This window comes from Streptomyces sp. NPDC111516 (assembly GCF_055635345.1).
The window spans coordinates 1-26,158 of the sequence record NZ_JBVKBV010000025.1 but is presented as its reverse complement, the minus strand read 5'-3'; the positions used below and the strand labels follow the sequence as shown (position 1 = coordinate 26,158).

The 26,158-nt window shown below is 70.6% G+C and carries 29 protein-coding genes and 3 pseudogenes; 18 read left to right on the top strand and 14 right to left on the bottom strand.

Translation table 11 applies throughout. The features are described 5' to 3' along the window. The first annotated feature begins 263 nt into the window (after positions 1-263). Together ACZ7L9_RS31940 and ACZ7L9_RS31935 are read left to right on the top strand one after the other, a co-directional pair. Positions 264-1,769, top strand: coding sequence for an FUSC family protein (locus tag ACZ7L9_RS31940; RefSeq protein ID WP_471420718.1), 1,506 nt, complete (start codon positions 264-266; stop codon positions 1,767-1,769). A 131-nt stretch (positions 1,770-1,900) separates the two neighbouring features. Then, the gene (locus ACZ7L9_RS31935; protein WP_471420716.1) at positions 1,901-2,986 is read left to right on the top strand and encodes a lactonase family protein; all 1,086 of its coding nucleotides are present in this window, start codon (positions 1,901-1,903) and stop codon (positions 2,984-2,986) included. A gap of 148 nt (positions 2,987-3,134) precedes the next feature. Here ACZ7L9_RS31935 and ACZ7L9_RS31930 read toward each other — a convergent pair whose 3' ends face one another. Beyond that, positions 3,135-4,058 carry a sirohydrochlorin chelatase gene (locus tag ACZ7L9_RS31930; protein ID WP_471420714.1) on the bottom strand — a complete coding sequence of 308 codons (924 nt, stop codon included), beginning with the start codon at positions 4,056-4,058 and terminating at the stop codon, positions 3,135-3,137. Between the two features lie 119 nt (positions 4,059-4,177). Continuing rightward, complete coding sequence (locus ACZ7L9_RS31925; protein ID WP_471420712.1) at positions 4,178-5,284, bottom strand: N-acetylglucosamine kinase; 1,107 nt, start codon at positions 5,282-5,284, stop codon at positions 4,178-4,180. 155 nt (positions 5,285-5,439) lie between these two features. Here ACZ7L9_RS31925 and ACZ7L9_RS31920 point away from each other — a divergent pair, with 155 nt between their 5' ends. Further along, the gene (locus ACZ7L9_RS31920) at positions 5,440-6,117 is read left to right on the top strand and encodes a uracil-DNA glycosylase (protein ID WP_471420710.1); all 678 of its coding nucleotides are present in this window, start codon (positions 5,440-5,442) and stop codon (positions 6,115-6,117) included. Between the two features lie 108 nt (positions 6,118-6,225). On the opposite strand, the gene ACZ7L9_RS31915 is transcribed toward ACZ7L9_RS31920, so the two are convergent. Further along, positions 6,226-7,314, bottom strand: a complete 1,089-nt coding sequence (locus ACZ7L9_RS31915) for a WD40/YVTN/BNR-like repeat-containing protein (RefSeq protein ID WP_471420708.1) — start codon at positions 7,312-7,314, stop codon at positions 6,226-6,228. Positions 7,315-7,497: 183 nt separating this feature from the next. On the opposite strand from ACZ7L9_RS31915, the gene ACZ7L9_RS31910 reads away from it, so the two are divergent. Next, positions 7,498-8,214, top strand: coding sequence for a cupin domain-containing protein (locus ACZ7L9_RS31910; RefSeq protein WP_471420706.1), 717 nt, complete (start codon positions 7,498-7,500; stop codon positions 8,212-8,214). Here the strand turns inward: ACZ7L9_RS31910 and ACZ7L9_RS31905 are convergent. After that, entirely contained in the window at positions 8,202-8,747 is a 546-nt protein-coding gene (locus ACZ7L9_RS31905) for a GNAT family N-acetyltransferase (protein ID WP_471420704.1), read from the bottom strand. The two genes, ACZ7L9_RS31910 and ACZ7L9_RS31905, sit on opposite strands and share 13 nt — an antisense overlap. 232 nt (positions 8,748-8,979) lie before the next feature. Between ACZ7L9_RS31905 and ACZ7L9_RS31900 the strand changes: the two are divergent. The 5 genes and pseudogenes from ACZ7L9_RS31900 to ACZ7L9_RS31880 form a co-directional block, all read left to right on the top strand. Beyond that, a pseudogene (locus ACZ7L9_RS31900) lies at positions 8,980-9,117 on the top strand (hypothetical protein); the annotation flags it as partial. Between the two features lie 38 nt (positions 9,118-9,155). Then, on the top strand, positions 9,156-9,545 hold the full coding sequence (locus ACZ7L9_RS31895) for a hypothetical protein (RefSeq protein ID WP_471420702.1): 390 nt from the start codon (positions 9,156-9,158) through the stop codon (positions 9,543-9,545). A gap of 101 nt (positions 9,546-9,646) precedes the next feature. Beyond that, positions 9,647-10,744 (top strand): NADH:flavin oxidoreductase/NADH oxidase, encoded by a 1,098-nt coding sequence (locus ACZ7L9_RS31890; RefSeq protein WP_471420700.1) that lies wholly within the window; start codon positions 9,647-9,649, stop codon positions 10,742-10,744. Between the two features lie 264 nt (positions 10,745-11,008). Then, positions 11,009-11,425, top strand: a complete 417-nt coding sequence (locus ACZ7L9_RS31885) for an acyl-CoA thioesterase (RefSeq protein ID WP_471420698.1) — start codon at positions 11,009-11,011, stop codon at positions 11,423-11,425. 90 nt (positions 11,426-11,515) lie between these two features. After that, positions 11,516-11,896: an ArsR/SmtB family transcription factor gene (locus tag ACZ7L9_RS31880; RefSeq protein WP_471420696.1), complete on the top strand. Its 381-nt coding sequence runs from the start codon at positions 11,516-11,518 to the stop codon at positions 11,894-11,896. A 2-nt stretch (positions 11,897-11,898) separates the two neighbouring features. On the opposite strand, the gene ACZ7L9_RS31875 is transcribed toward ACZ7L9_RS31880, so the two are convergent. The 8 genes and pseudogenes from ACZ7L9_RS31875 to ACZ7L9_RS31840 all read right to left on the bottom strand — a co-directional run bounded on the left by ACZ7L9_RS31875 (position 11,899) and on the right by ACZ7L9_RS31840 (position 17,571). Then, positions 11,899-13,323, bottom strand: a complete 1,425-nt coding sequence (locus ACZ7L9_RS31875; protein WP_471420694.1) for an FAD-dependent oxidoreductase — start codon at positions 13,321-13,323, stop codon at positions 11,899-11,901. Positions 13,324-13,400: 77 nt separating this feature from the next. Next, positions 13,401-13,583 (bottom strand): annotated as a pseudogene (locus ACZ7L9_RS31870) (DUF305 domain-containing protein); the annotation flags it as partial. A 90-nt stretch (positions 13,584-13,673) separates the two neighbouring features. Next, the gene (locus tag ACZ7L9_RS31865; RefSeq protein ID WP_471420692.1) at positions 13,674-13,853 is read right to left on the bottom strand and encodes a hypothetical protein; all 180 of its coding nucleotides are present in this window, start codon (positions 13,851-13,853) and stop codon (positions 13,674-13,676) included. Between the two features lie 45 nt (positions 13,854-13,898). Next, the gene (locus tag ACZ7L9_RS31860) at positions 13,899-14,624 is read right to left on the bottom strand and encodes an HAD family hydrolase (protein ID WP_471420690.1); all 726 of its coding nucleotides are present in this window, start codon (positions 14,622-14,624) and stop codon (positions 13,899-13,901) included. Positions 14,625-14,643: 19 nt separating this feature from the next. Next, positions 14,644-15,342 (bottom strand): phosphatase PAP2 family protein, encoded by a 699-nt coding sequence (locus ACZ7L9_RS31855; RefSeq protein ID WP_471420688.1) that lies wholly within the window; start codon positions 15,340-15,342, stop codon positions 14,644-14,646. 33 nt (positions 15,343-15,375) lie between these two features. Further along, positions 15,376-16,311, bottom strand: a complete 936-nt coding sequence (locus ACZ7L9_RS31850) for a M56 family metallopeptidase (RefSeq protein ID WP_471420687.1) — start codon at positions 16,309-16,311, stop codon at positions 15,376-15,378. A 97-nt stretch (positions 16,312-16,408) separates the two neighbouring features. Then, entirely contained in the window at positions 16,409-17,002 is a 594-nt protein-coding gene (locus ACZ7L9_RS31845; RefSeq protein WP_471420685.1) for a DUF5134 domain-containing protein, read from the bottom strand. Between the two features lie 182 nt (positions 17,003-17,184). After that, positions 17,185-17,571, bottom strand: coding sequence for a VOC family protein (locus ACZ7L9_RS31840; protein ID WP_471420683.1), 387 nt, complete (start codon positions 17,569-17,571; stop codon positions 17,185-17,187). Between the two features lie 77 nt (positions 17,572-17,648). Here ACZ7L9_RS31840 and ACZ7L9_RS31835 point away from each other — a divergent pair, with 77 nt between their 5' ends. After that, positions 17,649-18,200 (top strand): GNAT family N-acetyltransferase, encoded by a 552-nt coding sequence (locus tag ACZ7L9_RS31835; protein WP_471420681.1) that lies wholly within the window; start codon positions 17,649-17,651, stop codon positions 18,198-18,200. A 74-nt stretch (positions 18,201-18,274) separates the two neighbouring features. On the opposite strand, the gene ACZ7L9_RS31830 is transcribed toward ACZ7L9_RS31835, so the two are convergent. Beyond that, on the bottom strand, positions 18,275-18,958 hold the full coding sequence (locus ACZ7L9_RS31830; protein WP_471420679.1) for a glycerophosphodiester phosphodiesterase: 684 nt from the start codon (positions 18,956-18,958) through the stop codon (positions 18,275-18,277). Between the two features lie 270 nt (positions 18,959-19,228). On the opposite strand from ACZ7L9_RS31830, the gene ACZ7L9_RS31825 reads away from it, so the two are divergent. The 5 genes from ACZ7L9_RS31825 to ACZ7L9_RS31805 all read left to right on the top strand — a co-directional run bounded on the left by ACZ7L9_RS31825 (position 19,229) and on the right by ACZ7L9_RS31805 (position 23,869). Further along, positions 19,229-20,626: a DUF6421 family protein gene (locus ACZ7L9_RS31825; protein WP_471420677.1), complete on the top strand. Its 1,398-nt coding sequence runs from the start codon at positions 19,229-19,231 to the stop codon at positions 20,624-20,626. A gap of 26 nt (positions 20,627-20,652) precedes the next feature. Further along, positions 20,653-21,420, top strand: a complete 768-nt coding sequence (locus ACZ7L9_RS31820) for an SDR family NAD(P)-dependent oxidoreductase (protein WP_471420675.1) — start codon at positions 20,653-20,655, stop codon at positions 21,418-21,420. Beyond that, positions 21,399-22,478, top strand: coding sequence for a threonine aldolase family protein (locus tag ACZ7L9_RS31815; RefSeq protein WP_471420674.1), 1,080 nt, complete (start codon positions 21,399-21,401; stop codon positions 22,476-22,478). Before ACZ7L9_RS31820 ends, ACZ7L9_RS31815 begins: the two co-directional genes overlap by 22 nt. Positions 22,479-22,550: 72 nt before the next feature. Beyond that, a complete protein-coding gene (locus tag ACZ7L9_RS31810) occupies positions 22,551-23,150 on the top strand; it encodes a transglutaminase-like domain-containing protein (RefSeq protein WP_471420672.1) in 600 nt (199 codons plus the stop codon). Between the two features lie 26 nt (positions 23,151-23,176). Further along, positions 23,177-23,869, top strand: a complete 693-nt coding sequence (locus ACZ7L9_RS31805) for a B3/B4 domain-containing protein (protein ID WP_471420670.1) — start codon at positions 23,177-23,179, stop codon at positions 23,867-23,869. 30 nt (positions 23,870-23,899) lie between these two features. Here the strand turns inward: ACZ7L9_RS31805 and ACZ7L9_RS31800 are convergent, their stop codons facing one another. Continuing rightward, complete coding sequence (locus ACZ7L9_RS31800) at positions 23,900-24,622, bottom strand: lysophospholipid acyltransferase family protein (RefSeq protein WP_471420668.1); 723 nt, start codon at positions 24,620-24,622, stop codon at positions 23,900-23,902. A 218-nt stretch (positions 24,623-24,840) separates the two neighbouring features. Here ACZ7L9_RS31800 and ACZ7L9_RS31795 point away from each other — a divergent pair, with 218 nt between their 5' ends. From ACZ7L9_RS31795 to ACZ7L9_RS31785, 3 genes and pseudogenes are all read left to right on the top strand, one after another. Further along, complete coding sequence (locus ACZ7L9_RS31795; protein WP_471420666.1) at positions 24,841-25,167, top strand: TlpA family protein disulfide reductase; 327 nt, start codon at positions 24,841-24,843, stop codon at positions 25,165-25,167. Between the two features lie 202 nt (positions 25,168-25,369). Next, positions 25,370-25,876: a flavin reductase family protein gene (locus tag ACZ7L9_RS31790; RefSeq protein ID WP_471420664.1), complete on the top strand. Its 507-nt coding sequence runs from the start codon at positions 25,370-25,372 to the stop codon at positions 25,874-25,876. 201 nt (positions 25,877-26,077) lie between these two features. Then, positions 26,078-26,158 (top strand): annotated as a pseudogene (locus ACZ7L9_RS31785) (electron transfer flavoprotein subunit beta); the annotation flags it as partial.

The following is a 26,158-nucleotide window of genomic DNA, read 5'->3' as shown; positions in this document are numbered from 1 at the left end:
GTGCCATCGAGTCATGCGTCCACGCGACGGCCACACTCATGCCGGGGAGTTGCGCGTGGGAGTTCGGTCCCGTTCCGGTCCGTTGGCCTATCCGTGGCGCAATAAATCGCCTGGAATCTGGGCCAATGGTCCAGTGAACTCCTGTCGTGTTGAGTCACATGTCGCAGAGATGTTGTGATGTACCCGTCGATGGCGCTGCGGATCCCCGCGGCGCCTTTTTCATGCCGGTGAGCAGGGCCGGTATGCAGAAGCGGGAGCATGCGGTGCTGAAGAGGATGTTCGTTTCCCCGGACCCGGGCCGACTGCGGCTGCGCAGCGGCGTCCGGGCCGTCCTCGGCATCGGGTCGGCCGTCGCGGTTTGCGGGCTGGTCGGTCACTCGCTCGTCGCGGCGATCACCGGCGGTCTCGCCGCGCTGCTGGCCCTGTTCACGGTGCTTGACACCACGGTGCGCGCTCAGGCGATCACCACCGCCCTGCTGCCGGCCGCCGGTTTCCCCGTGCTCGCCCTCGCCGCCGGGCTGCACGATCACCCCTTGGCGCGGGACATGGCGTTCCTCGCGGTCATGGGCCTGGGCGTGTACGCCAGGCGATGGGGGCCGCGCGGTCACTCACTGGGCGTCTTCGCGTTCATGGCCTTCTTCACCACGCAGTTCCTCCACACACTGCCCCGACAGCTGCCCGAGCTGTACTCCGCGGTCGCCCTCTCGTTGCTCGCCTCGTCGACCGTACGCTTCGGACTGTGGTGCTACGAGAGACGGCTGCCCGCCGCCCCCGTGCCCGCCCCGGTGACCGGTAAGGGGCTGGCACGCGCGACCACACGCCAGGCGATTCAGGCGACCGCCGGGGGAGCCATGGCACTCGTGGCGGGACTGCTCCTGTCCGAGCAGCGCTGGTACTGGGCCGTGGGTGCCACATGGTGGGTCTTCGTGAACACCGCCTCGCGCGGCGAGACGCTGGTACGCGGCTTCCGCAGGATCCTGGGCACACTGATCGGCATCCCCATCGGCCTGGCCGTCGTCGTTCCGCTGCACGGGGCGGCCGTGCCCAGCGCGGTCCTCGTCGCGATCGGCGTCTTCGGGATCTTCTACACCGCCGCGGTCTCCCACACCTGGATGGTGTTCTCGGTGACGGTGATGGCCGGAGCGCTCTACGGACTCCTCGGCGTGCTGGACCCGGCCCTGCTCGTGCTGCGGCTCACCGAGACCGCAGCCGGAGCGCTCGGCGCGATGCTCGCGGTGCTCCTCGTGCTGCCGGTCACCACACACGCGACGACCGACGCGTGGATCCAGCGGGCCCTGCGCTGCGTACACACCTGTACGGCAGAGGCCGCGGCGCGGCTCTCGGGCACGCAGACCGCCGATCCCGCGCCCCGGATCGCCGAGTTGGAGGCGCTCCTCGGACGGGTGCGGCTGTCGCTGGCCCCGTTGGTGCACCCGCTGAGTCCGCTGCGCGCCCGCAAGGCCCGTGCCCGACAGGTACTCGCCCTGCTGGACACCTGCGCACGGGAGGTGCGTGGACTGACCTCCGTCGCCGCGGACCCGGAAGCGTCCCACGACGCCCGCCTCGCCGCCGCCTGCTGGCGCGTCGAGGCCGCCGTGGAGGCGCTGACGGCCCCGGACCTGCCGCACCGGGCGAGTTCACCGAGCGTCCCGGAACGCCGGGCCGTCGCGGAACCCGCGCTCGCCCATCTGCACGGTCTGGAGCGGGCCCTCGTCGAACTCGCCACCCCGCTGCGCAGCGATCCGCGCGCCCCGCTGATCAGTGTGTGAGGCCGCCCCGAGGACCCCGCCGACAGTCGAGGGCCTTGGTCTAGACCTCGAAGGCTCGACTGCTACCGTCGCCCCCGGAAGATCACGACGGCGAGAACGGCCGTGGTCACTCGGCGAAGAGGGGCAGTGCGATGACAAGCAGTGCGGCGGGCAGCGACAACGGCGCGGGGCGGGCATTCATCGGGTCGTTCACCTCGGCGGGCGGGCGGGGAATCACCGTCGCCGCCGTGGATCAGGAGACCGGGGCGCTGACGGTCCTCGGCGCGACGGACACCGTCCCCGATCCCTCCTATCTCGTCCTGGGCCACGGACCGGGACCGGGCGGCAGGGTGCTCTACACGGTCAGTGAGACGGAGCACGGCGCGGCCGCCGCCCTCGACATCACCGGCGATGTGCCGCAGCCGATCGGCGAGATCCGGCCGGTCGAAGGCAGCGGTCCGACCCACCTCGCGCTCGCGGGCGGGCATCTGCTCACCGCCAACTACGGCTCCGGCAGCGTGACCGCCCTGTCCGTGGGGGCCGACGGTTCCCTCGGCGATGTCACCACCGTGCTCCGGCACGAGGGCAGCGGTCCGAACCCCGGCCGCCAGCAGGCCCCGCACCCCCACCAGGTGCTGCCGGACCCGTCCGGGAACTGGCTGCTCAGCGTGGACCTCGGTACGGACTCGGTACGGATCTGCGTGCTCGACCCGACCACCGGGGTGCTGCGGACGTACGGCGAGAGGGCCCTGCGGCCGGGCACCGGCCCACGCCATCTGGCGTTCCATCCCGCCGGCGGCCATGCCTACGTCCTGAACGAACTCGAACCGACCGTCACCGCATGCAGGTGGGACGCCACCACGGGAGTCCTCGTACCGGTCGGTGAGACCTCCGTGCTGCCCGAGGAACCGGCGGGCGGCACGGACACGGTGACGTACCCGTCCGGGGTGGTCGTCTCGCACGACGGACGGTTCCTCTGGACCGCCAACCGGGGGCACGACAGCATCTCCGTTCTCGCGCTCGACGCGACGGGCGAGCAGGCAACCCTGGTCACGACCGTGGGCTGCGGCGGGAACTGGCCGCGCGACCTCGCGCTGGACCCCACCGGCCGATGGCTGTACGCGGCCAACGAGCGGTCCGGGAACGTCAGCTGGTTCGCCGTCGACCCGGTGACCGGCATTCCGCACCTCGCGGGCGCGCTGGAGGCCCCGGCCGCCTCCTGCGTGATCTTCGCCTGAGATCACGACACCACTGCGCCACGCACCGTGCGATCGCCGTACGGGCCAGGAGGTTCAAGCCCGTCCGGCGATCGAGGGCACACACGGCGCCAGGGCCCGCGAGCCCGGCGTGATCCGGACGAGGGGCCCCGGGCGCACCGGCACCGGGTCAGTGCGCCTGCGCACCCTGCGGCGAAGCCGGTGCGATGCCGAGCGCCGTCGTGTACATCGACAGCACGAGCTTGCCGATCGCCGGATACGCGCCGAGCGGCTCGGCCGTCGCGCAACCCGCTTCCTTCGCGGCGGCATCCAGCAGCCCCTCGGGCACCTCGGGGCCGACGAGGTAGGGAGCGAGCGCGAGCTGCGCCGAGCCGGAACCCGTCAACTGCTCGGCGATCGACGCGACGGAGCCCTCCACGTCGAGTGCGGCGGCCATCACCGGTACGGCGAGCCGGGCGGCGAGCAGCATGCCGGTGATCCCGGCGGCCTGCACGGCCTCCTCGCCACCCACCGTGGCCAGCACGATGCCGTCGGCAGCCGTCGCCACGGTGAAGAGCCTGGCACGGTCGGCGCGGGCCAGACCGGCCTCGGAGAGCCGTACGTGCAGCGCCTCGGCGAGCAGCGGGTGGGGGCCGAGCACATCGGTCAGCTCGACCTGCGTACCGCTGTCCATCACGGCCTGCCGTATGCGCCGGATCAGTGCGCTGTCCGGCCCCGCGAGCAGCGGCACCACGACGGCGGACGGCCCCTCGGGCTCGGCGACCTCACGGCCGACGGCCAGCGCCTGCTCGTAGCGCTCGACGCGTTCGGCGGCGCTGTGGGTGAGTACGGACGACAGCGTCGGGTACTCGGCATCGTCGCCGTCGAGGTAGCCGATCCGGGCGTTGAGGCCGGGCAGCTCGGAACGGGCGATGCTGATCACCTCTTCGGCCAGGCTCCGCGTGGCCGAAGAGGGGGTACCGGGAACGGCGAGAACGAGCGCGGCAGCGCCCTCGGGTGCGACCACGGGCTCCGGGCGGCGGTGCCGTCCGGACTGGCGAGGTCGCGGCATTCGTACAGGCAGGCCGGAAGCGGGCCCAGTGGGGGTGCTCATGGCGCCGCATGCTACTGGTTTTGGGTACCCCTCCGTTCGGGGAGGGGGCAGTCGGGCGTCATCTGTCCGCTTTTATCCGATGAGAGGCTTACTGGCCGACTATCCTGCTCTGTCGGTACCTATCCGGGCGCCTGTCCCGGCTCCTTCCAGGGCCCTTCACCGGGTACGCGGAGCAGTGTCGGATGGCGGGGCAGTCGCAGATCGCCGGTGGCCAACGCCTGGGCGATGGACACCGCCCCGGCCAGCGGATCACCCGAACCGGGGACCGGCCGTGCCTGCGGGACCTGCCGGGACAGTTCCTCGCGCAGCGGTACGAGCAGCGGATCGCCCATCCGGAACAGGCCGCCCGTCAGAGCCACTTGGCATGGTTCGTCGTCGGCCCCGGCCTTGGGGCACACCGCCGCGGCGGCCTCCGCGATATGTCCGGCGGCTTCGCGCAGAATGCCCTCGGCGACCGGATCGTGCCCGGCACAAGCGGCGACCGCGGGCGCGAACGAGGCCAGCACGGCAGCCCGGTCGGTACGCGGATAGAGCAGCCCCGGCAGCTCCGGCGCCGGCCCGAACACGGCCTCCAGCCGGGCCAGCAGCGGGGCGGACCCACCGCGCCGCCCGTCGTGGGCGCGCATGGCCGCATCGAGACCGGCCCGCCCGATCCAGGCGCCGCCACCGCTGTCACCCAGCAGATGCCCCCAGCCATCGGCCCGGCGCCAGCTCGTCAGATCCGTACCCAGCGCGATCATGCCCGTGCCGGCCGCGACGACCGCCCCCGGATACTGACCGACGGCACCCGCGTACGCGGTCACTGCGTCGGCCGCGAGAGCCAGCCGGCGCACCCCGAGCGCCTGCTCCAGGGCCGAGGGCAGTTCGGCGCGCAACTGCCCGCCGAGCGTCGCCATACCGGCGGCGCCGATCGCCATGGCGGTGATCGCGGAGCCTTCCGTGCTGCCGCTGCCGCTGCCCCAGCCGTGCCGCTCCAGCAGCAGGCGGGCGGCGGGCAGCAGTTGTTCCAGCAGATGGCCCGCGTCGATGCCCGCAGGTCCGGTGCGTACCGGCTCGGCGCAGACCGTCGTACCCACCGGCGCGGACCTGCCGAGGGCCCCCAGCGCCACCCGCAGCCCGGAACCGCCCGAGTCCACGCCCAGCACGAACGGCCCCGACGCACCCGTCTCCTCGCCCGGACGCGCACCGGCACCGCTGCTTTCCGGCGAACACCTGCGTGAGCTCATGAACCGGCTCCAGGAAGAAGAGGAATGACGCCGGCAGCCTATCCCTAGGGTTGAGGCCGAGCGGCAAATGGGGGGCGTCGCCATTTGCCGCTCGGTCCAAGACCTGCGGCACCGCGCGTCGGGACGCGGCGTGTACGCCGGTAGAGTGATGTTTCGTGGCACCACGACCGTTGAACGAAGTAGTCGAGCCCGGATGGGCCGAGGCCCTTGCCCCGGTGGCCGGACGCATCGCCGCGATGGGCGATTTCCTGCGTGCGGAGGTCGCGGCCGGCCGCACCTATCTGCCCGCCGGAGCGAACGTCCTGCGCGCGTTCCAGCAACCCTTCGACGAGGTACGTGTCCTGATCGTCGGTCAGGACCCCTACCCGACACCCGGGATGGCGGTGGGCCTGAGCTTCTCGGTGGCACCGGATGTGCGTCAGCTGCCCGGCAGTCTGGAGAACATCTTTCGCGAACTGCACACGGACCTGGGGCTTCCGCGGCCGTCCAACGGCGATCTGACGCCCTGGACCCGCCAGGGCGTGCTGCTGCTGAACAGGGCGCTCACGACGGCCCCCCGCAAGCCGGGCGCGCACCGCGGTAAGGGCTGGGAGGAAGTGACCGAGCAGGCCATCCGGGCGCTGGCCGCACGCGGCAAGCCCCTGGTGTCCGTGCTGTGGGGACGTGACGCCCGGAATCTGCGGCCGTTCCTCGACGGCTTCCCGGCGATCGAGTCCGCGCACCCCTCGCCCATGTCGGCGGACCGCGGTTTCTTCGGCTCACGCCCCTTCAGCCGTACCAATGAACTCCTGCTCCGCCAGGGCGCCCAGCCGGTGGACTGGCAGTTGCCGTAGCAGCCGGACGTTCACGGACCTCGACGTGGCACCGGCCCCGAGAGGGAGTGCTGCCGACCCGCCGCCGGCTGCCCGGCCGGGCCTGCCGCGTGGATCAACCGCCGGTGGTCACGAACCGATGACCGCCGCCCGGACGCAGAGGACATCCGGCAGATGCGCGGCGAGCTGCTGCCAGCTGTCGCCGTCGTCGGCGCTCGCGTACACCTCGCCGTTGCGATTGCCGAAGTAGATGCCGGCCGGGTCGGCGTCGTCCGTACGGAGCGCGTCGCGCAGCACCGTGCCGTAATGCATCTCCTCGGGCAGGCCTGCCGACAGCGGCTCCCAGGTACGGCCCGCGTCTTCGGTGCGGAACACCCGGCAGCGGTGTTCGGCCGGGACGCGGTCGGCGTCGGCGTTGACAGGGAAGATGTACGCCGTGTCCGCGCGGTGCGGGTGTGCGGCTACGGCGAAACCGAAATCGGAGGGGAGGTCCCGGCCGATGTCCGTCCAGTTGTCCCCGGAGTCGTCGCTCCGGAAGACTCCCCAGTGGTTCTGGAGGTAGAGCCGGTCGCGATCGGCCGCGTCCCTGGCCACCTTGTGGACGCACTGGCCGAACTCCGGGTTCGGGTCGGGAAGGAACACCGCCGACACGCCCTTGTTCGCCGGAGCCCAGCTCGCACCGCCGTCCTTGGTGCGGAACACCCCGGCCGCGGAGACCGCGACCGTCAACTCCCGGGCATCTCGCGGATCCGTGAGGATGGTGTGCAGACCCTCGCCGCCGCCGCCCGGCACCCACTTCGAACGCGTCGGATGCTCCCACAGCGGGCGGACCAGCTCGAAGGACTCCCCGCCGTCCTCGGAACGGAACAGCGCGGCCGGCTCCGTCCCCGCGTACACGACATCGGGCGCCTCGGGGCCCGCCGGGTGCAGCTGCCAGACCCGCTCCAGCGATGCCCCGGTGAACTCCGGGAACTTCACGGCCGGTTGTTTCGGTTCGACCCACGTGGCGCCCAGGTCGTCGGAGTGGAAGACCGACGGGCCCCAGTGCGTGCTGTCCCCGCCGACCAGCAGCCGGGGAACCTCCCTGCGGGTGTCGATGGCGATCGAATAGATCGCCTGGGCATTGAAGTGCGGGCCGTCGAACTTCCACGTGCCGCCGCGCCTGCGGCCGATGAAGAGTCCCTTGCGGGTGCCTACGGTGAGCAGTACGTCCGTCATGGCCGAACCTCCCGATACGTCTTTGTGCCGGATAGGGGTCAGTCTGCACCCGGCCACTGACAGAGACCCGCAGGGCGGCCCCGGACACCCGGATCCTGTTGCTTCCGCGGTCGGCGGCGGTACGGTACAGCACGTGTGGAAAGCGCTTGCCGAGCGCTTTCGCTGAGGGATCTGGGAGCACCTGTGCCGACTTTCGAAGGGCTGCCCGGCGCCGTCGCCGTGTCCCACCTGCGGGTCTACGACTGGCCCACCGAGGACGGCCTGCGCGGCGGGACACCCCATCTCCACCTCACCTGCTCCGAGGGGTATGTGGTGGTCGGGGGCTCGGGTTCGGTGCAGACCCTCACCACGTCCGGGTTCCGGCAGACGCCACTGACGCCGGGGGCACTGGTCTGGTTCACGCCGGGCACGATCCACCGCCTCGTCAACGAGGACGGGCTGCGCATCGTCGTCCTCATGGAGAACAGCGGACTGCCCGAGGCCGGTGACGCCGTCCTCACTCTGCCGCCCCGCCACCTGGCGGACCCCGAGGCCTACCGGGCGGCGGCCGCCCTTCCCGCCGATGGCTCCCAAGCGGAACAGGAACGGGCCGCCCGCACCCGCCGGGACCTCGCTGTCGCGGGTTTCCTCGCGCTGCGCCGGGCCACCGAGACGGGCGACCCAGAACCGCTCGCCGCCTTCCACCGGGCCGCCGCCGCACTCGTACGCCCGAGAACCGAGGACTGGCGGGAGCGCTGGCGGAAGGGGGCCGCGGCCGCGGCCGAGGTGACCGGCGGCCAGCTGGACGCCCTGACGCGCGGTGACGGCGGATACCTCGCCGACGCCCGCGTGCACGCCGAACAGCCCTCCGCGCACGGGACGTTCGGCATGTGCGGGCACCTCGACGTCTACCGTGGCTGACCGGCCCCGGCGCTGTCACCACCGGCAAAGCAGCTCAGTACCCGGGTCGTGCTGCCGTCGTCCTCCACCGCGTCCCGGACGTGCCGGAAGCCGATCCGGCCCAGCAGCGCCAGCGAGGCGGCGTTCTCGGCGGCCACCGTCGCGTGCACTTCGGTGAGCCCGAGAACGCCGAACCCGTACGAGGTCAGCGCCTTCGCGACCTCGGTGCCGAACCCCTGTCCCCACGCGGCCGGAGCCAGCGCGTAGACGATCTCGTGACCGTCCACATCCGGGGACGGGGAGGGCTTGATCTCCGCGTGGCCGACCAGGCGGCCGCCTCTGCGCACGGCCCATACGTCGAAGAGTTCCTGTGCGTACACCTTGCTGAAGACCCGCCCGAACAGGGCACGGTCCTCGGACTCGGTCTGCGGTCCGTCACCCATCCACCGGGACACCCGGCTGTCCTGGAAGAGCGTAACGAAGCCGTCCTCGTCCGCGAGTGTGTACGGCTCCAGGAGCAGCCGCCCGGTGTGCAGGGTCGGGGTGGTCGTCATGACGGGGGACGGTACGCGGGTTCGGCCCGGCCAACAACGGAAATAAAGTGCAGGCCGGGCCGGGTGAGCGGGGTGCGGGGCCAGCGGCTGGGGGCGGCGGTGCTGCTGCGGACCACCAGCGACTTACAGGACGCGAGCAGCGAGATGGTTGCCTCGCTGCACAGAAGTCCGGCCTTCCCGTCAGCCGTGCGGGGAGCTTCTGGAAACTTTCGGAATCTCCACGTCGCATCTGCACCGGATCGGCCGGCCCGGCGTCCATGTGCTCAAATTCTGGATGGTCGACCCGACGGTGGTGCTGCAGAACCTGGTGGTCGACACCGGCGGCCTCAAGCCCAGCTACCTGGGCCCGCCGGAGAGCCTCCGGCTGAACCGAGCCGAATGGCGTACCGGCAAGGGGAGATCAGAGCGATGGCGAGTGGGTTCGAGGACCGCGACGGACACGTCACGTCCCTGGAGGTGACCCCTGTCGGGGCGGGGGTCCGGATCCGGGGCGTGGCACCGTCGGGAGAGATCGATGTGATCGGCACCCCTGCCCGCGCCCGGGAGCTGGCGGCGGCTCTCGCCCTCGCGGCGGACGAGGCCGAGAGCGCGCAGTCGGCGGAGCCCGTCACGGTGACGGCGGGTGAGCTGCGCCGCGGGGACGTACGGGACGGCGACCGGGCCATGACGGTGGAGAGCGTCAGGACCGACGGCGCCACCGCCCGGGTCACCTGGAAGTCGGGCGCCGGACGCAACTGGACCCAGGAGTACGACGCGGACACCGCGATCACGCTCAGGCGGCGCGGATGGAACGGGTGAGGAGGCACCCTTGTACGAAGCACGTCGTAATTTGACGGGCGTCGTAGTACGAGAGGTATCGTACTAATGCTTCTTCCATACCCGTCGAAACGGAGTCCGACGTGAGTGCCCTCTTCGAGCCCTACACTTTGCGGTCGCTCGTCATTCCCAACCGGGTGTGGATGGCGCCCATGTGCCAGTACAGCGCCGAACCGGTGGGGCCGAACGCGGGCGTCCCGGCCGACTGGCACTTCGCCCACCTCGCGGCACGCGCCATCGGCGGAACCGGACTCATCCTCACCGAGGCGACGGCCGTCAGCCCCGAGGGCCGGATCAGCCCGGCGGACCTCGGCATCTGGAACGACACCCAGGCCGCCGCCTTCCGGCGGATCACGGATTTCGTCAAGGGGCAGGGATCGGTTCCCGGCATCCAGCTCGCCCACGCCGGACGCAAGGCGTCGACTGCGGCCCCCTGGCTGGGCGGCGGCCCCGTCGGTCCGGACGCGCACGGCTGGACGCCCGTCGCGCCCAGCCCGCTGCCGTTCGACGACGGTCACCCCGTGCCGCACGAACTGACGGTGGATGAGATCCAGGGCATCGTCGGCCGGTTCCGTGATGCGGCCCGCCGCGCCGTCGACGCGGGCTTCGAGGTCGCCGAGGTGCACGGAGCACACGGATACCTCATCGGCCAGTTCCTCTCCCCGCACAGCAACCGGCGGACGGACGAGTACGGCGGCAGCTTCGAAAACCGAGTCCGCTTCGCCCTGCAGGTCGTCGACGCGGTGCGGGAGGTCTGGCCGGAGGAACTGCCCGTGCTCTTCCGGATCTCCGCCACGGACTGGCTCGCGGAGAACGAGGAGGACGAGCGCGAGGGCTGGACCGTCGACGAGACCGTGCGACTGGCGAGGGAGCTCCAGGCCCATGGTGTCGACCTGCTGGACGTCTCCAGCGGCGGAAACGCCCCGCGCGCCCGCATCGAGACGGGTCCTGGCTACCAGGTTCCCTTCGCCGAGCGGGTCAGGGCGGAGACCTCGCTGCCCGTGGCGGCCGTGGGCCTCATCACCGATCCGCAGCAGGCCGAGAAGATCATCACCGAGGGCCGGGCGGACGCGGTCCTCCTCGGCCGCGAGCTGCTGCGGAGCCCGTCGTGGGCCCAGTACGCGGCCCGCGAACTGGGCAGCGAGGTCCGTACGCCGGAGCAGTACCTCCGCGCGGTCTGACGCGCGGTCCGACCGTGCGGACCTCGCCGGCCCGGGCGCCCCGCACGAGGTGACGCGTTGCGGGGAGTCCGGGCCGCACTTCGCCCTGCGCCGGGCCGCCCGACTCACCGCCCCGACCACTCCGACGCCGAGCCGCGTCACGGCGAAGTCGCCCGCAGCCGCGCCGAGTTCAGGTTCCCCCACCTCGCGCCGAACCCGGTCCGAGCCGGGGTTCCGTGACCACCAGATGGGAATGCCGGAATGCGCGGTGGTGTTGGTACGTCCATGACTTTTTCTGTTGACGTGACCGTCCGGGGCTACGAGCTCGACACGCAGGGGCACCTGAACCAGGCCGTCTATCTGCAGTACGCCGAGCACGCGCGCTGGGAACTGCTGCGCGCGGCCGGCCTGCCGCAGGAGAAGCTGCTGGCCGGCGGCGTCGGGCCGGTGGCCCTTGAGACGACGGTGAAGTTCCTGCGGGAATTGCGCGGCGGGGACCGGGTGCGGGTGACCTGTCGGTTCGTATACGGCGAGGGGAAGACGTTCAAGGTCGCGCAGCAGATCCTCAAGGAGGACGGCACGGTCGCGGCGCAGGTCACCGGCGTGGCGGGACTGCTCGACCTGACGGCCCGCAAACTGATCGCCGACCCGGCGGGACACCTCGCTTCGCTCGCCGAGAACCCGGACCTGCTGAGTGGCTGACCGGTTGCCGAATCCGGCGTGCGGCGGATCCCGAACTACGATGGGTCTCGTATTATGGGATGCCGTAGCGGTCCAGGAAGTGGAGCCATCATGACCCCAGTCAGCGCCCCCGCCACAAGCACCGCTGCGGTCGGCGGCCGCGCGCTCGACCACCCCACGCGGGACGAGATCCGCATCGAGGGAGTGCTCCACGCGCTCTCCGACCCGATGCGGCTGCGCGTGGTCCGCGAGCTGGCAGCCGCCGAATCCGAGCTCAGTTGCTCCTGCTTCGACCTGCCGGTGTCCAAGTCGACGACCACCCACCATTTCCGGGTGCTGCGCGAGAGCGGCATCGTCGAGCAGATCTACCGCGGTACGGCCAAGATGAACGGGCTGCGCCGCGACGATCTGGAAGCGCTGTTCCCCGGGCTTCTCGACAGCGTCCTCGACGCCGCGAACCGGCAGGCGCAGTGCGACGGCGAGGGCCGGTAGCCTCACGATCCGCCCGGGGCGCCATCCTGCGCGGCGCTCAGCAGTCCCGCCCAGTCCGGGATCTTCACCGGTCCCCGGCCCAGCGACCTGCCCAGCGCCGCCTCAGCCCGCTCGATGGACAGCCAGCCGTCCCATTCCACCGGGCGCACCCCCCACGCCCGCAGCGCGGCCACGGGGTCGGGAGCCGCCGGGCGCGCGGCGAGCAGCGGGGCGTCGTCGAGCAGTGACTCCACAGTCTCCTTCGCGCACGACCGGTTCGAACCGATCACCCCGGTGGGCCCTCGCTTGATCCACCCGGCGACGTACTCCCCGATCGATGGCGCCCCGCCCCGCAGTACCCGCCCCGCCAGATGCGGCACCGTCCCGCGCGCCGCGTCGAACGGCAGGCCGGGCAGCGGCAGCCCGCGGTAGCCGACGGCCCGCAGCACGAGCTGGGCGCCGATGTCCTCGTACGTACCGGAGTCGCGTACGCTCCCGCTGCCGTCCGGCACGGTACGCGCGAACCGCACCCCGGCCACCCGGCCGTCCCGCTCCAGGAACTCGACGGGACGCAGAAAGAACCGCAGCCGGATCGTGCGCACCGGGCCTCCCTCCGCGCCTCCCTCCGCGCCGATACCCGCGGCGCCCGCCGCCGCCCAACCGCGCAGAACCTCGACATTGCGCCGCGCCGCCGTGGTCAAGGGCGGCGCGTTCGGCGGTGCGGAAGGTGCCGCCCGGGGAGACGGATCGACGTACGCGGGGTCGAGGGCCAGCTCCGCCTCGTCCACGACCACCCGCGCCTGCGGCAGCGCGCCCAGTTCCCGCAGCTCCTTGGTGGTGAACCTGGCCTGCGAGGGGCCGCGCCTGCCCGCCATGTGCACCTCGCGCACCCGGCTCCCGGCCAGCGCCCCGAGCGCCCCGTGCGGTACGTCGGTGGGGTGCAGCTCCCGCGCGCTCCGCGCGAGAATCCGCGTCACGTCCACCGCCACGTTGCCGGCCCCGATCACCACGGCCGAACGTGCCCGCAGCGCAAAGCTGTTGGCGGCCGCGTCGGGGTGCGCGCTGTACCAGGAGACGAACTCGGTCGCGGAGAAGCTGCCGGGCAGCTCCTCGCCGGGGATCGCGAGGCCGCGATCGGTCGCCGCTCCGACGCAGTAGACCACCGCCTGGTAGAGCTCGCCGAGCCGTTCGGGCGGGATTCCGTCGCCGCCCACCTCGACATTGCCGAGAAATGTGATCCGCTCGTGCTCCAGGACGGCCCGCAGGCCGTTCTGCAGCGATTTGATCTTCTCGTGGTCGGGGGCGACGCCATAGCGCACCAGGCCGTACGGGCAGGGGAGCCGGTCCAGCACATGGACCCGGACACCGGGCACCCGGTCCTGCCCGACCAGGGCCTGGGCGGTGTAGACCCCGCTGGGACCGGAGCCGACGACGGCGACACGGAGCACGGCGCACCTCTTCCCACAGGCTCTGTCCAGCATGGCACCGGTGGCCGGCGCGGGGGAGAGGCGCGCCCGGGACGTGGTCAGGACGACAATGCGCGCATTCGGTCGATCTCCACCGTCTGCTGGGCGACGCGTCCCCGGCCATCTCCTCGACCTGCACGTCGTTGCCCTGCGAGAGCACGTCGGTCGCCATCGTGATCGCCCCCCTGGTGGTGGGTGATCAGCAACTTCAGGAAGAGGTTGTCGAAGGCCGCGCCGTCCGCAACTGCTCCTGCTGCGCCGGGGGCACAGCCCGGCGGGACGCGCCGCGGCCGACGCCGCTCGGCACAGGAGTGCGGCACCCGGCACCCGGGTCAGGCGGCGGACCTGGCACTCCCGCCGGTCGCTGCCGCCCACTCCACGAGCAACCGCTGGTACTGCTCCTCGTCCTCCGGGGACAGGCAGCCGCCTGAGCGCTCCCACAGGTCACGAATCTCTTTGTTCACCACGGCGGCGGTACGCACGGAATCGGAGGAGCCGGGTCGACGGGGCATGCATACAGGCTAAGGCCACGATGTGACAATCCGACCCATTGCGCGTCAGGGACATCTCTCACATGTCTCTCGGGCAACGCCCGGCACCAGTCCGAGCGTCCGCAGCCCGTCGGGCCGCTGCTCCACCGGCAGATGGTGGACAAATCGCACGTCGCAGCCCAGCGTCGCCGCCCCGCCGTCCGCGCGCCGGTCGTCGCCGACCATCACCACATCCGCCGGGTTCTGCCCGAGAAGTGTGCAGGCTGTGTGGAAGAGACGTGTGTCCGGCTTCTGGACGCCGTGCTCGTACGACAGGACGTAGGTGTCGATCAGGGCGTCCAGGCCGTGCGCCCGGAAGACCGGCCGCAGGTCCCAGCCGATGTTGCTGACGACACCGATGCGGATGCCGCTGTCGCGCAGCGCGCCGAGCACCTCCGCCGCGTCCGGGTACGGCCGCCAGGCGGCGGGTGATCTGTGCCGCTCGTACAGCGCGTCGTACAGTCCCGGATCCGGCAGGACCACCTGCCGGGCCAGTCCGGTGAACGCTTCCCGGTGGAGTTCCGCGCTCTCGTCACGGGTGGCCCACACGGAGGCGAGCCGGGCGGGAACATGCCGGGGAAGCGGACCGCCCGGCAGTGCCCCTGCAGCCTCCAGCCCCTGCGCGTACCGCTCGAAGTCGGCCTCGCTCACCGCCACCTCCCGTTCGGCGAGGACCGCGCGCAGCCAGGATTGGACCGATTCGATACGGAAGAGAGTCCCGGAGAAGTCGAAGAGCACACCCTTGATCTGCATGAAGGCGATCCTGCTCGGTTCAGGAGCGCCGCCGCAAGGCCGATTTGCCGCGCTCCTCGTACCGGGCGAATCCGGCGATGGAGAACCCGGCCAAGGCCGCCCCCAGCAGCCAGCCGCCCAGTACGTCGCTCGGCCAGTGCACCCCCAGGTAGAGCCGGGTGACTCCCACCCCGATCACCGAGACCCAGGCCACCACCAGCGCCGCCCGCCACACCCGGCGCCCTGCGTCGTGCCTGCGGAGCAGCCAGAGCAGCAGACCACAGCTCACCATCGCCGTCATCGCGTGACCCGAGGGGAACGCCGCGTAGTGGGCGGAATCCACCGGGTCCGGCCACCGCGGCCGCTCCCGGCCGACCGAGGACTTCAGCCCCTGCTGCAGGAGAGCCGACAGCACGCTCGTCACGGCGACCCACACCGCGAGCGCCCGCGCCCCGCGCCACCACAGCACCACCACGGCCACCGTGATCAGGGCGCGCATCGTCCACGGATCCCACACCCAGTCGGTCAGGATCCGGTTGGCGTGGACGAGGCCGGGTTCGGTGACCGCCCTTCGGTGCAGGGCATCCACAACCGTACGGTCCAGCGTCATCAACGGCGACCAGCGCCCGGCGACCAGGATCAGCAGGACCAGGGCGAGAGCGGCGCAGACCACAGCCGTGCCGAAGGGAGTGGGGCGGGACCGGGCGCGGGCGGGTGGGACCGGCGGCGGGGATGACATGGGGCGATCTTCGCGGAAGTTCCGCGCCCCCGGCTATCCCAGCGCTGTGAGTCCCGGAAGGAAGGCGACCAGAAGGGGAACCACCGGTACCAGGGCGGCTGCCGCGGTCAGCCGGAGCCGACGGCCGGCCGTGAGCCGCTCCACCGGGGTCAGTAGCCGGTTCACCCGCAGCGGGAGCTCGGCGTCCGGCGTCGGGCAGGGGCCGAACACGCCCCGGTCCTCGTTGAGTTCCACCAGGGCCAGGGCGATCGTCAGCCGCCCGAAACGCCTCGACGCCACATCGTCCGCGGCCAGTTCGACCAGCCGGTGCATCTCGTCGCGGAAGGCCGCGAACACCGGCACCTGAGGAAACCCGGACGCGAGCGCGCCGGAACAGTGCAGCAGCCAGTCGTGCCGGGCGTTCGCATGGCCCTGCTCATGAGCGAGCACCGCATCCAGCTGGCGACCCTTCAGGCGGCCCAGCGCCGCGGTGGTGATGACCAGTTGAGGCGCCGCACCCGGCAGCCACCAGGCATCCGGACGTTCTCCCTCCAGCACGACGAGCCGGCCGCTGCCGGGCTCCTCCCCGGGCATCAGCGGGGAACGCACCAGCAATTCGGCCCGGCGCCGCCTGCGACGCACCCGGGTACGACGGATCTCCCGGGTCAGCATCGCCGCCGTCCACACCCCGCCGAGCGCCAGCAGCACGGCCATGGCGGCGGACCACTGCCCGTGTCCGCCCAGCGCATACGCCTCCACCACGGCACGCGGCGCCGGCGCGAACACATGCCCGCGCACCGCCTGCCAGGCCGCGGCAGCGCTGAACGTCATGGAGAGCGCGAAACAGAGCAGCACCCCGGCCACCACGCACTGCCACACCCACAGCGCGACAACGGGCTCACGCTCCGGCCACTGCGCCCGCGCCATCAGACGCGGGGTCACGACGGCGGCCAGTGCACCGAGCAACAGCAGCGCGAGGGAGACCAACATGGCGTCAGCCTATGAGCGGCGCGGTACCCACGGGTATGGCTCTGCACGGCAAGTGATGTACGCCACGGTTTGGCCCACTCGCCGTCTCGTGGATCTCTCAGAGAGCGAGCAGCATCGCGAACATGGCTATACCCATCGTCAGCCGACACGCGAGAGCCAGTTCGGGACGAGCGGCCCAGCCACCGCCGACCGGCTCACCCGCGACCGGCCCGCCACCGCCCGCCATGGCGGCCACCGGTATCAACCGGGCCCCCGACCTCAGCACATACGCCGCGTAGTAGGCCAGCAGCAGTCCGGTCAGCAGGGGTACGCCCCCGGCCGTCGCCGCGACGCCGTGGCCCGCGTGCCCGCCATGGGCCCCGCCACCGCCCGGTGCCATCGCCACCGCCATGTACACCATCGCCGACGACCCGACCAGATGGTGCAGATGGTGCGCACTGTGCCGGGAGAACCACAGCGCGCGCAACGAGGCCAGGCCGAACAGCACCGCGTACACCGCCCACCCCCACACCGGTGGCGTCACGACAGCAGCCGGCACTGCCATGGCGGCCATACCGAAGCCCATCAGTGCCTCGGCTCGCGCCGCCCTGCGTTCCTCCCCGGTCTTGCCGCGCGTGCGCAGCAGGCAGTACGCACCCGTCACCCCGCACAACGCCATCAGCAGCCAGCCGGACACCGCCGGTCCGTGCACAGCGCACCTCCCCCTGACGCACGACTTCGGTCCTCCTTAGTCGAATGCCCGGACCGGGACCGTCATACGCGGCGCACTGAGGTATAGGGGAGCGCGCGGAGGGGGTGTTTCCCGCCGCGTGCCGCGCCCGTCGACTTCGCGGACACAAGCCGCGCCCCGCGCTGACAGCGCGAGCGGTACTTCTAGGGGCGGTAGCGCAGCGGATGGTCCGCCGGTACTTCCACCATGACGATCCTGTGCCCGTCCGGATCGCGGATCCACATCTCGACGAGTCCCCACGGCTCACGCACCGGCGGCCTCAGCACCTCGACGCCGCGGGCCGACACCTCCTCGTGCGCCGTCCGGACGTCCGCGACCTGCATCCACAGTTCGAGTCCGGGCACGGGCGGTTTGGCAGCGCGCCCGGAGACCTCCAGGAAGCCGCCGCCGAGGAAATAGACCGTGCCCCGCTCGGGACCGGTGCCGAACTCCCGGTAGACGGGCAGCCCGAGCAACTCCCCGTAGAAAATCCGTGACCGCTCGGGATCGGCCGGACGCAGCAGGATCCGGCTGCTCAGCACATGAACCATGCGCCCGACCATAGGCCTTGAGCGCGCGGGATACGCTGCTCCGGCACGGCCACAACAGAGAAACGGAGAGTCCCCGCATGGACACAGCCCCTGCCCAGGACCCGGGACAGCTGACCTTCCGCGACGCGGCCGACGCCGATGTGCCCGCACTTGTGACGCTGATCGAGTCGGCGTACCGGGGAGACTCCAGCCGGGCCGGATGGACCACGGAGGCGGACATCCTGCACGGGCAGCGGACCGACCCGGACGGTGTCCGCGAGGTCGTCGAAGCGCCCGGCAGCCGACTGCTCGTGGTGGAGCGCGACGGCGCGCTCGTCGCCTGCTGCCAGCTCGAACACCGCGGTGACGCCGCCTACTTCGGGATGTTCGCGGTCCGTCCCGAGCTGCAGGGAGCCGGTCTCGGCAAGGTGATCATCGCGGAGGCCGAGCGCACCGTCCGGGAGAGCTGGGGGGTGACCGAGATGCACATAACCGTGATACCGGTGCGCGAGGAGCTGATCGCCTGGTACGAGCGGCGCGGCTACCGCCGTACGGGAAAGCTCAGCCCGTTCCCGTACGGCGATGCGCGCTTCGGCATCCCGCAGCGCGACGATCTCGCATTCGAGCTGCTCGTCAAGGCCCTGGTCTGACCGGTCGGTCGACCGACCGGCCGGGTCGGTGATCTCTCCGGCAGAGCCGGAGACCGGTCCGGCCGGTCCGGTGATCAAGCGGTGAAGCGGCCGGCGCGGCGGATGTCCGGGTAGTCGGTGGTCGCGCCGTCCAGCCGCAGGGCGCGTACCAGCCGCAGATGGTCCTGGGTGTTCACCACCCAGCCGATGACCTTCAGTCCCTCGGCGTGCGCCTGCTCGACCACCTCCAGGGTGAGGCGGCGGATGTTCAGCGCCAGCGTCGCCGCACCCACCGCCTTCGCCCGCTCCACCACATCGCTCCGCCAGCGGCTCGCGATGAGTACAGTCCGTACCTCCGGCACCAGTTGGGCGATCTCGGCGACCGCCTCGTCGTGGAACGACGACACCTCCACCCGCTCGACGAGGCCGCGCCGCAGCATCACTTCGGCCAGGGCGCGGGCCGCGGCCACATCCTTGATCTCCGCCTGCACGGGGGACCGTACGGCGTCGAGTACCTCCTCGAAGACCGGCACCCGCTCACCCTGCCCGGCATCGAGTTCGCGCAGCTCGGACAAGGTCTTCTCGGCGATCGGACCGCTGCCGTCCGTCGTACGGTCGACATCGGCGTCGTGCATGACGGCCAGCGCGCCGTCCTTGCTCAGATGAAGGTCCAGTTCGATGGCGTCCATCCCGGCCCGTTCCGCATGGACGAACGACCGCAGGGTGTTCTCCGGCTCGACACCCATCACTCCGCGATGACCGATGGTGAGAAAAGACAAGGCAACTCGCTTCCGTCGACGGTGTCCCGCCCGCGTGCGGCTCCTACCCACCAGGCGGCACGGCACTACGGCAGCCTAGTGGCCCGCCTCCCGCCGACAGCCACCGAACCACGCCCCGTCGACGGAAGTGGTCGCAGAAGAGATGCATCACAGGAAGAACCGCGGTGACCACGGGGGGTTGGCAGGATAATTTCCTGAAGCCCACTTGTCCGAAGGAACCGTGCACGGATACGGTTGCTTGACGCGAGGTTCTCCTGTGGAGGAAGAGTTATGACGGAAATTCTTGTGCACGACGTCGCCGCAGGTGACATAGGTCCGGACCGGCGGGTGATCGAGCACCCGGCCTGGCCCACGCTCAAGAATGCCGTGGAGGAGATCCGGCCCTGGCAGTCGAAGGACGGTTCCATCGACTTCGACGCCGAGGGCGCGCCGTCCGGGGAGGCCGCCCGGGCCACGCTGGACCGTGTGATCGCAGCGATCGAGGAGCTCTCCCCGCTGCTCCCGCACGACGCGGCCTACCACCGTGCTCTGGTCGTGGACCTTCGTCGCTGGGCCGCGGACGGTTTCGGTGTGCCGGACTTCCTCGACTCGCTGCTCGCCTTCCAGCCGGCCAAGGGCCGCACCGACGGGCTGCAGCACCTGGTCGTCTTCGCGATGTACACCCAGAACGGCAATCCGGACCGCAACCTCGAAGCAGTCGTGCTGCGGATGGTCTGGCCCGACTGGCTGGCCGAGCTCGAAGCCACCCGCTACGACAATCCGCTGTTCTGCGGCATCACCTTCGAGGACTTCACCTCGGGCTACGACACCAACTCCGCGGTGCTCTTCCCGGAGACCGTCGCCATGCGCGAGGCCCCCGAGCGCTTCAGCTGGGGTGGAATCTTCTGCGATCGCGAGGCCGCCCGGTTCCGCCGGGTCACCGAGGCCGCGGTCGAGCTGCTCGGCGTCGAGCTGCCCGACGACATCCGTGAAATGGTCGGCGACCAGCAGCGCTGCGAGCAGGCCTTCGTGCTCTGGGACATGGTCCACGACCGGACGCACAGCCACGGCGACCTGCCGTTCGACCCCTTCATGATCAAGCAGCGCCAGCCGTTCTGGATGTACGGCCTTGAGGAGCTGCGCTGCGACCTCACCGCCTTCAAGGAGGCCGTGAAACTGGAGGCCGACGGCTTCCCGCAGGGCCGCGACGTGCAGTACGCCGTGCTGTTCGACCGGATGTTCCGCTTCCCCGTCACCGGCGAGCGCGTCCGCAACTACGACGGCCTCGGCGGCCAGCTCCTCTTCGCGTACCTCCACAAGCACGACGTGATCCGCTGGACGGACAACACGCTGAGGATCGACTGGGGCCGTGCCCCGCAGGTCACCAATCAGCTGTGCGACGAGATCGAGAAACTCTACCGGGACGGCATCGACCGCCCCAAGCTCGTCCACTGGTTCGCCGCCTACGACCTGGTCGCCACCTATCTCGCACCGCACCCTGGCTCACGCTGGGCCAAGGGCCCGGACGCGCTGGATCTGTCCCAGCCGCCGCGTAAGCTCGTCGACGATGTGCTTCCGGATGAGTTTCCCCTGAGCATGTTCTATGAGGCGCTCTCCAAGAAGCTGAAGAACGTGATCGCCTCGACCAAGGGGATCACCGCCGCGGATGCCGAGCGGGCAGCCGCGTGAGCGCCGAGCTTGAGGAGGCGGTGGCCATGAACGGAAACGGCAAGGGTAACGGGAGCGGTGCTCTCGAAGGTGCCGTGATCGCGGTCGCCGGAGCCGCGGGCCCGGCCGGGCGGGCCACGCTGCTGAGGCTCGCCGAGGCCGGTGCGACGGTCGTAGCCTCCGACGCGGACGCCACCCGCCTGGCCGAGGCGGTCGACGCGGCGCGTTACGCCCACGGCGGAGCGACCGTCACCGGCGACACCGTCGATCTGCTGGACCTGGCCGCCGCCCGCGAATGGGCGGACAAGACCGAGAAGGAATTCGGCCGGATCGACGGCTTGGTCCACCTCGTCGGCGGCTGGCGCGGCAGTGCCAGCTTCGCCGAGACCGACCTCGCCGACTGGAACCTGCTGGAGAAGCTGCTGATCCGTACGGTCCAGCACACCTCGCTGGCCTTCCAGGAGGGGCTGCAGCGCAGTGACCGGGGTCGCTATGTGCTGATCAGCGCGGCCGGGGCGAGCAAGCCCACCGCGGGAAACGCGGCCTACGCGGCGTCGAAGGCCGCCGCCGAGGCCTGGACCCTCGCCCTCGCGGACGCCTTCCGCAAGGCGGGGGGCGACGAAGGTCCGAGGACCGCGGCTGCGATCCTGGTCGTCAAGGCACTGGTGCACGACGCGATGCGCGCCGAGCGCCCGAATGCGAAATTCGCGGGCTTCACCGACGTCAAGGACCTGGCCGAGGCCATCGCCGGCGTCTGGGACCGGCCCGCCCCGGAAGTGAACGGAAAGCGCCTGTGGCTGACCCCACAACCGTAAGGACCGACGCGCGACGCCACCACGACCCGCAGGTACGCGGCTTCGCCAGTGACAACTACGCGGGCACGCACCCGGAGATTCTCGCGGCCATCGCCCTGGCCAACGGCGGTCACCAGATCGCCTACGGCGAGGACGACTACACCGAGCACCTCCAGCGGGTCATGCACAGTCACTTCGGTCCCACCGCCGAAGCCTTTCCGGTCTTCAACGGAACCGGCGCCAACGTCGTCTCCCTCCAGGCGATGACCGACCGTTGGGGCGCGGTGATCTGCGCCGAGTCCGCCCACATCAACGTCGATGAGGGCGGCGCCCCGGAGCGGGTGGGTGGTCTCAAGCTGCTCACCGTGCCGACCCCGGACGGCAAGCTCACTCCCGAGCTCATCGACCGGCAGGCGTACGGCTGGGACGACGAGCACCGGGCCATGCCGCAGGTCGTCTCGATCACCCAGAACACCGAGCTGGGCACGGTCTACACACCCGATGAGATCCGCGCCATCTGCGACCACGCCCACGGTCACGGCATGAAGGTCCACCTGGACGGGGCCCGGATAGCCAACGCCGCGGCGTCACTGGACGTACCGATGCGTACGTTCACCAACACCGTCGGCGTCGACGTCCTCTCCTTCGGCGGCACGAAGAACGGGGCGATCTTCGGCGAGGCCGTGGTCGTCCTGAACCCGGACGCCGTCCGGGCCATGAAGCACCTGCGCAAGCTGTCGATGCAGCTCGCCTCCAAGATGCGCTTCGTCTCCGTGCAGTTGGAGGCGCTGCTCGCCGGAGACCTCTGGCTGCGCAACGCCCGGCACGCCAACACCATGGCTCAGCGGCTCGCGGAGGGTGTGCGCGCGGTGGACGGTGTGGAGATCCTCCATCCGGTCCAGGCCAACGCCGTCTTCGCCCGGCTGCCGCACGACGTGAGCGAACGGCTGCAGAAGCGCTTCCGCTTCTACTTCTGGGACGAGGCAGCCGGTGATGTGCGCTGGATGTGCTCCTTCGACACCACAGAGGACGACGTCGACGCCTTCGTCTTTGCGCTGAAGGAAGAGATGACAAAGTAGCCGCTGAATAAGTATGCGATCGACCGGAAAGTAATTGACGTCCGGTCGGTCGCTTACTTACGCTCGGTGGCCATGGAGCTGATCCAGCAGGTCCCGGAACTTTCCGCCTATCTCGCCGTCGATGCGGCCATTGATCACGAGCATCCGTTGGTACGGGATACGGTCGCCGATCTCCGCAGTAGCACCACCAACGCATACACATACGCGGCCGCCGCCTACGCTTTCGTGCGTGACGCCATTCCGCACTCCGCTGATTCGGGCGACATGCGGGTCACCTGGCGTGCCTCCGACGTCCTCGCGACGCGCAACGGCATCTGTCACTCGAAATCCCACGCCCTGACTGCCCTCCTCCGTGCGGCGGGTATCCCGACTGCCATCTGCTATCAGAGGCTCTGTGATGGGAACGGGGATCCGGGCCCCGTGCACGGGCTGATCGCGGTCCGGCTGCCCGGTCGCGACCGCTGGGACCGTCAGGACCCCCGGGGCAACAAGCCGGGTGTCGACGCCCACTTCTCGCTCGGCGAGGAGCGACTGGCGTGGCCCGTCCGCCCGGAGTTCAATGAAGTGGACTACCCGGTACTCTATGTAGCACCGCATCCGGCGGTGCTTTGCGGCCTCCGGTCCGCCGAGGACCGCACACAGCTGTGGGGCACTCTCCCTACAGCGCTCTGAGATCCCGTCCCGAGGCAAGGCAGCCGATGACCCTGACGTTCACCGTCTCCGACGACGTACGCACCCTCGCCCCCAGCTTTACCCACCTCGCGGTCGAAGTGCGCGGCCTGGTCAACGGGCCCAGCAACGAAGAAAGTTCGGCCCTGCTGGACGAGGCGGCCCGCCGCATGGCCGAGCGACTCGACGGCCGCGCCCCGCACGAGGCCCCCCACCTCGCCGCCTGGCGCGACACCTACACCGCCTTCGGTGCGAAGCCCTCCCGCACCCGCAATTCCGCCGAAGCCCTGGCCCGGCGCGCGCTCACCGACGCCGGGCTGCCGCGCATCAATCTCCTGGTCGACCTCTACAACGCCATCAGCGTCGCCCACCTGATCCCGGTCGGCGGCGAGGATACCGACCGCATCAACGGCACCATGCGGCTCATGCGTTCCACCGGCCAGGAGCCTTTCCTCACCGTCGCCGGCGGTGAGGAGACCGTGGAGCACCCCGAGCCCGGCGAAGTCGTCTGGTGCGACGACGAGGGCGTCACCTGCCGCCGCTGGAACTGGCGACAAGGTGTGCGCACCCGGCTCACCGAGGAGTCCGTGAACGCCGTATTCCTGCTGGAGCGCCTCGAGCCCATGACGATCGGTGAACTCGAAGCCGCAGGCGCCGAACTCGCCGAGTGGCTGGAGAAGCTGAGCCCCGGGGCGCGGATCACCGTCGGCACCCCGGAGTGATACTTCGGTCGTGGCCGTGAACCGGCCGCGTCAGCTCTTCTCGCGTACCTCGGCCTGCGTCGGAGCCGTACCGCCGAGGTGCGCGGGCACCCACCAGGTGTCGCTCGCGTCCTTCGGGCGCACGGGGTAGGCGCGCTGGGCCGCTTCCAGGAGCTCCTGGACCCGCTCCCGCAGCCGTCGGGTGATCGCGCCCGCGTACTGGTCGGTGGGCGCCTCCACCGGCTCGCCCACCCGGATCGTCACCGGAATGTGGTTGCGCTTGAAATTGCGCGGCCGGCCCTTGGTCCACAGCCGCTGGGTCCCCCACAGCGCCATGGGGATCAGCGGCACTCCGGCCTCCTGGGCCAGCCGGGCGGCGCCGGACTTGAAGCTCTTCAGCGTGAACGACTCCGAGATGGTGGCCTCGGGGAAGACGCCCACGATCTCGCCGGAGCGCAACGAGTCGAGCGCGTGCGCATACGCGTCCTCGCCCTGCTTGCGGTCGACGGGAATGTGCTTCATGCCGCGCATCAGCGGCCCGGACACCTTGTGCCGGAAGACCGATTCCTTCGCCATGAACCGGACGAGCCGCTTCTGCGGCAGCGCCGCGAGCCCGGTGAAGATGAAGTCCAGATAGCTGATGTGGTTGCTCACCAGTACCGCGCCACCGGTCTTCGGGATGTGCTCGGAACCCTGAGTGTCGATCTTCAGGTCAAGCGCCTTGAAAAACGTACGAGCGGCGCCGATGACCGGTCGATAGACGAGTTCTGCCATCTCGGGAAGACCCTTCTTCAGCGCCTGGGGAGGATTCTCCCGGCGGAAGTTACGCAGCCGTAGGTTTGCGGCATTGGGCCGATCGTGCCCCATGCGCGACGCGGTGGCCAGTCTCGGAGGGCGCGGGGCGCGAGATTCTCGTCACGTGGAACCGCTGGGAATGTCTCGGCGCCCGGTGGTGCTGACCCCTTGCGAAGAGCTCTGACAGGAGGCCGAAGGTGGACAGGCGGACACACCGGGGAACGCTGGGCGCGGCCCAACTCGGCGCGGAATTGGGGGAGCGGGCAACCCTGGTGCAGTTCTCCAGCGCGTTCTGCCAGCCCTGCCGGGCCACTCGGCGCACCCTTGTCGAGGTGGCGCGCATGGTGGACGGTGTCGCGCATGTGGAGATCGACGCCGAGGCGCATCTCACTCTCGTGCGCGAACTGGAGATCAGCCGGACGCCGACCGTACTCGTCCTCGACGCCACCGGCCGGATCGTCCGCCGGGCCGTGGGGCAACCGCGCACCGTCGACGTGGTCGCCGCGCTGGGACAGGCGATGTGACGGACCGTGATGGATCTCCCACATTGCGGATCGCTCTTGACTGCACTGGCGGCGCATCGTCAGTGTGACGCTGTGCCGCCAGGACTCCTTCTCCACGGCCGGGCCCGCGAAGATCGGCAGGACAGGGCCTGCGCGAGTGCGCGCTGTCCGGGTGTCTGAGCAACCACGGCCCCGTACGCCACCCCCGTAGAAGGACCTCTCCATGACGGCATCGCCCGAGCTCGGTACCTCCCGCACGGCATCCCCCGAACTTCTCCGCTCGGTCTTCCGGCAGCACGCCGCCGGTGTGTCAGTGATCACCGCCGCAGGTGACCGGCCGGTCGGCTTCACCGCCACCTCTCTCAGCTCGGTGGCCGCCGAGCCGCCACTGATCTCCTTCGGCGTGGGGACCGCGTCCTCCAGCTGGCCGGTCGTGGCCGAGGCCGAGCACATAGGTGTCCACGTACTCGGCGAACACCAGCGGGAGCTGGCCGCCACTTTTGCCCGAAGCGGCGCCGATCGGTTCGGCCCGTCCACCTATTGGCGCACTGGGCCCGAAGGTGTGCCGGTCCTCGACGGTGTGCTGGCGTGGCTGGTCTGCCGCGTGGTGGCGCGGGTCCCAGCGGGCGACCACCGGATCGTGATCGCGGAGGCAGTGGTCGGCGACCCGGCCGGGGGCGGTCGCCCGCTGCTCTATCACCGGGGCAGCTTCACCGGCCTGCGGGACTGAGAACTCCAAGCGGCACCTGGGCGCCGCACGTTGGCCAGATCACAGTTCCAAGCGCTTGCTCATGGGTAAAGCACTGGGTGTACTGACTAGTAATATTTCTGGTCGGAGCGTCGGTCGCCCTGACCGGAATCCGCCCCATCAGGCGCCTATGCTGCGTGCAACAAGGCAGCCCGGAAATGACGATGCAGTAGGAGAGCCGGCGTGAGCTTGAGGATCGTTGTCTGTGTGAAGTACGTGCCCGACGCCACGGGGGACCGGCATTTCGCCGATGACCTGACGCTG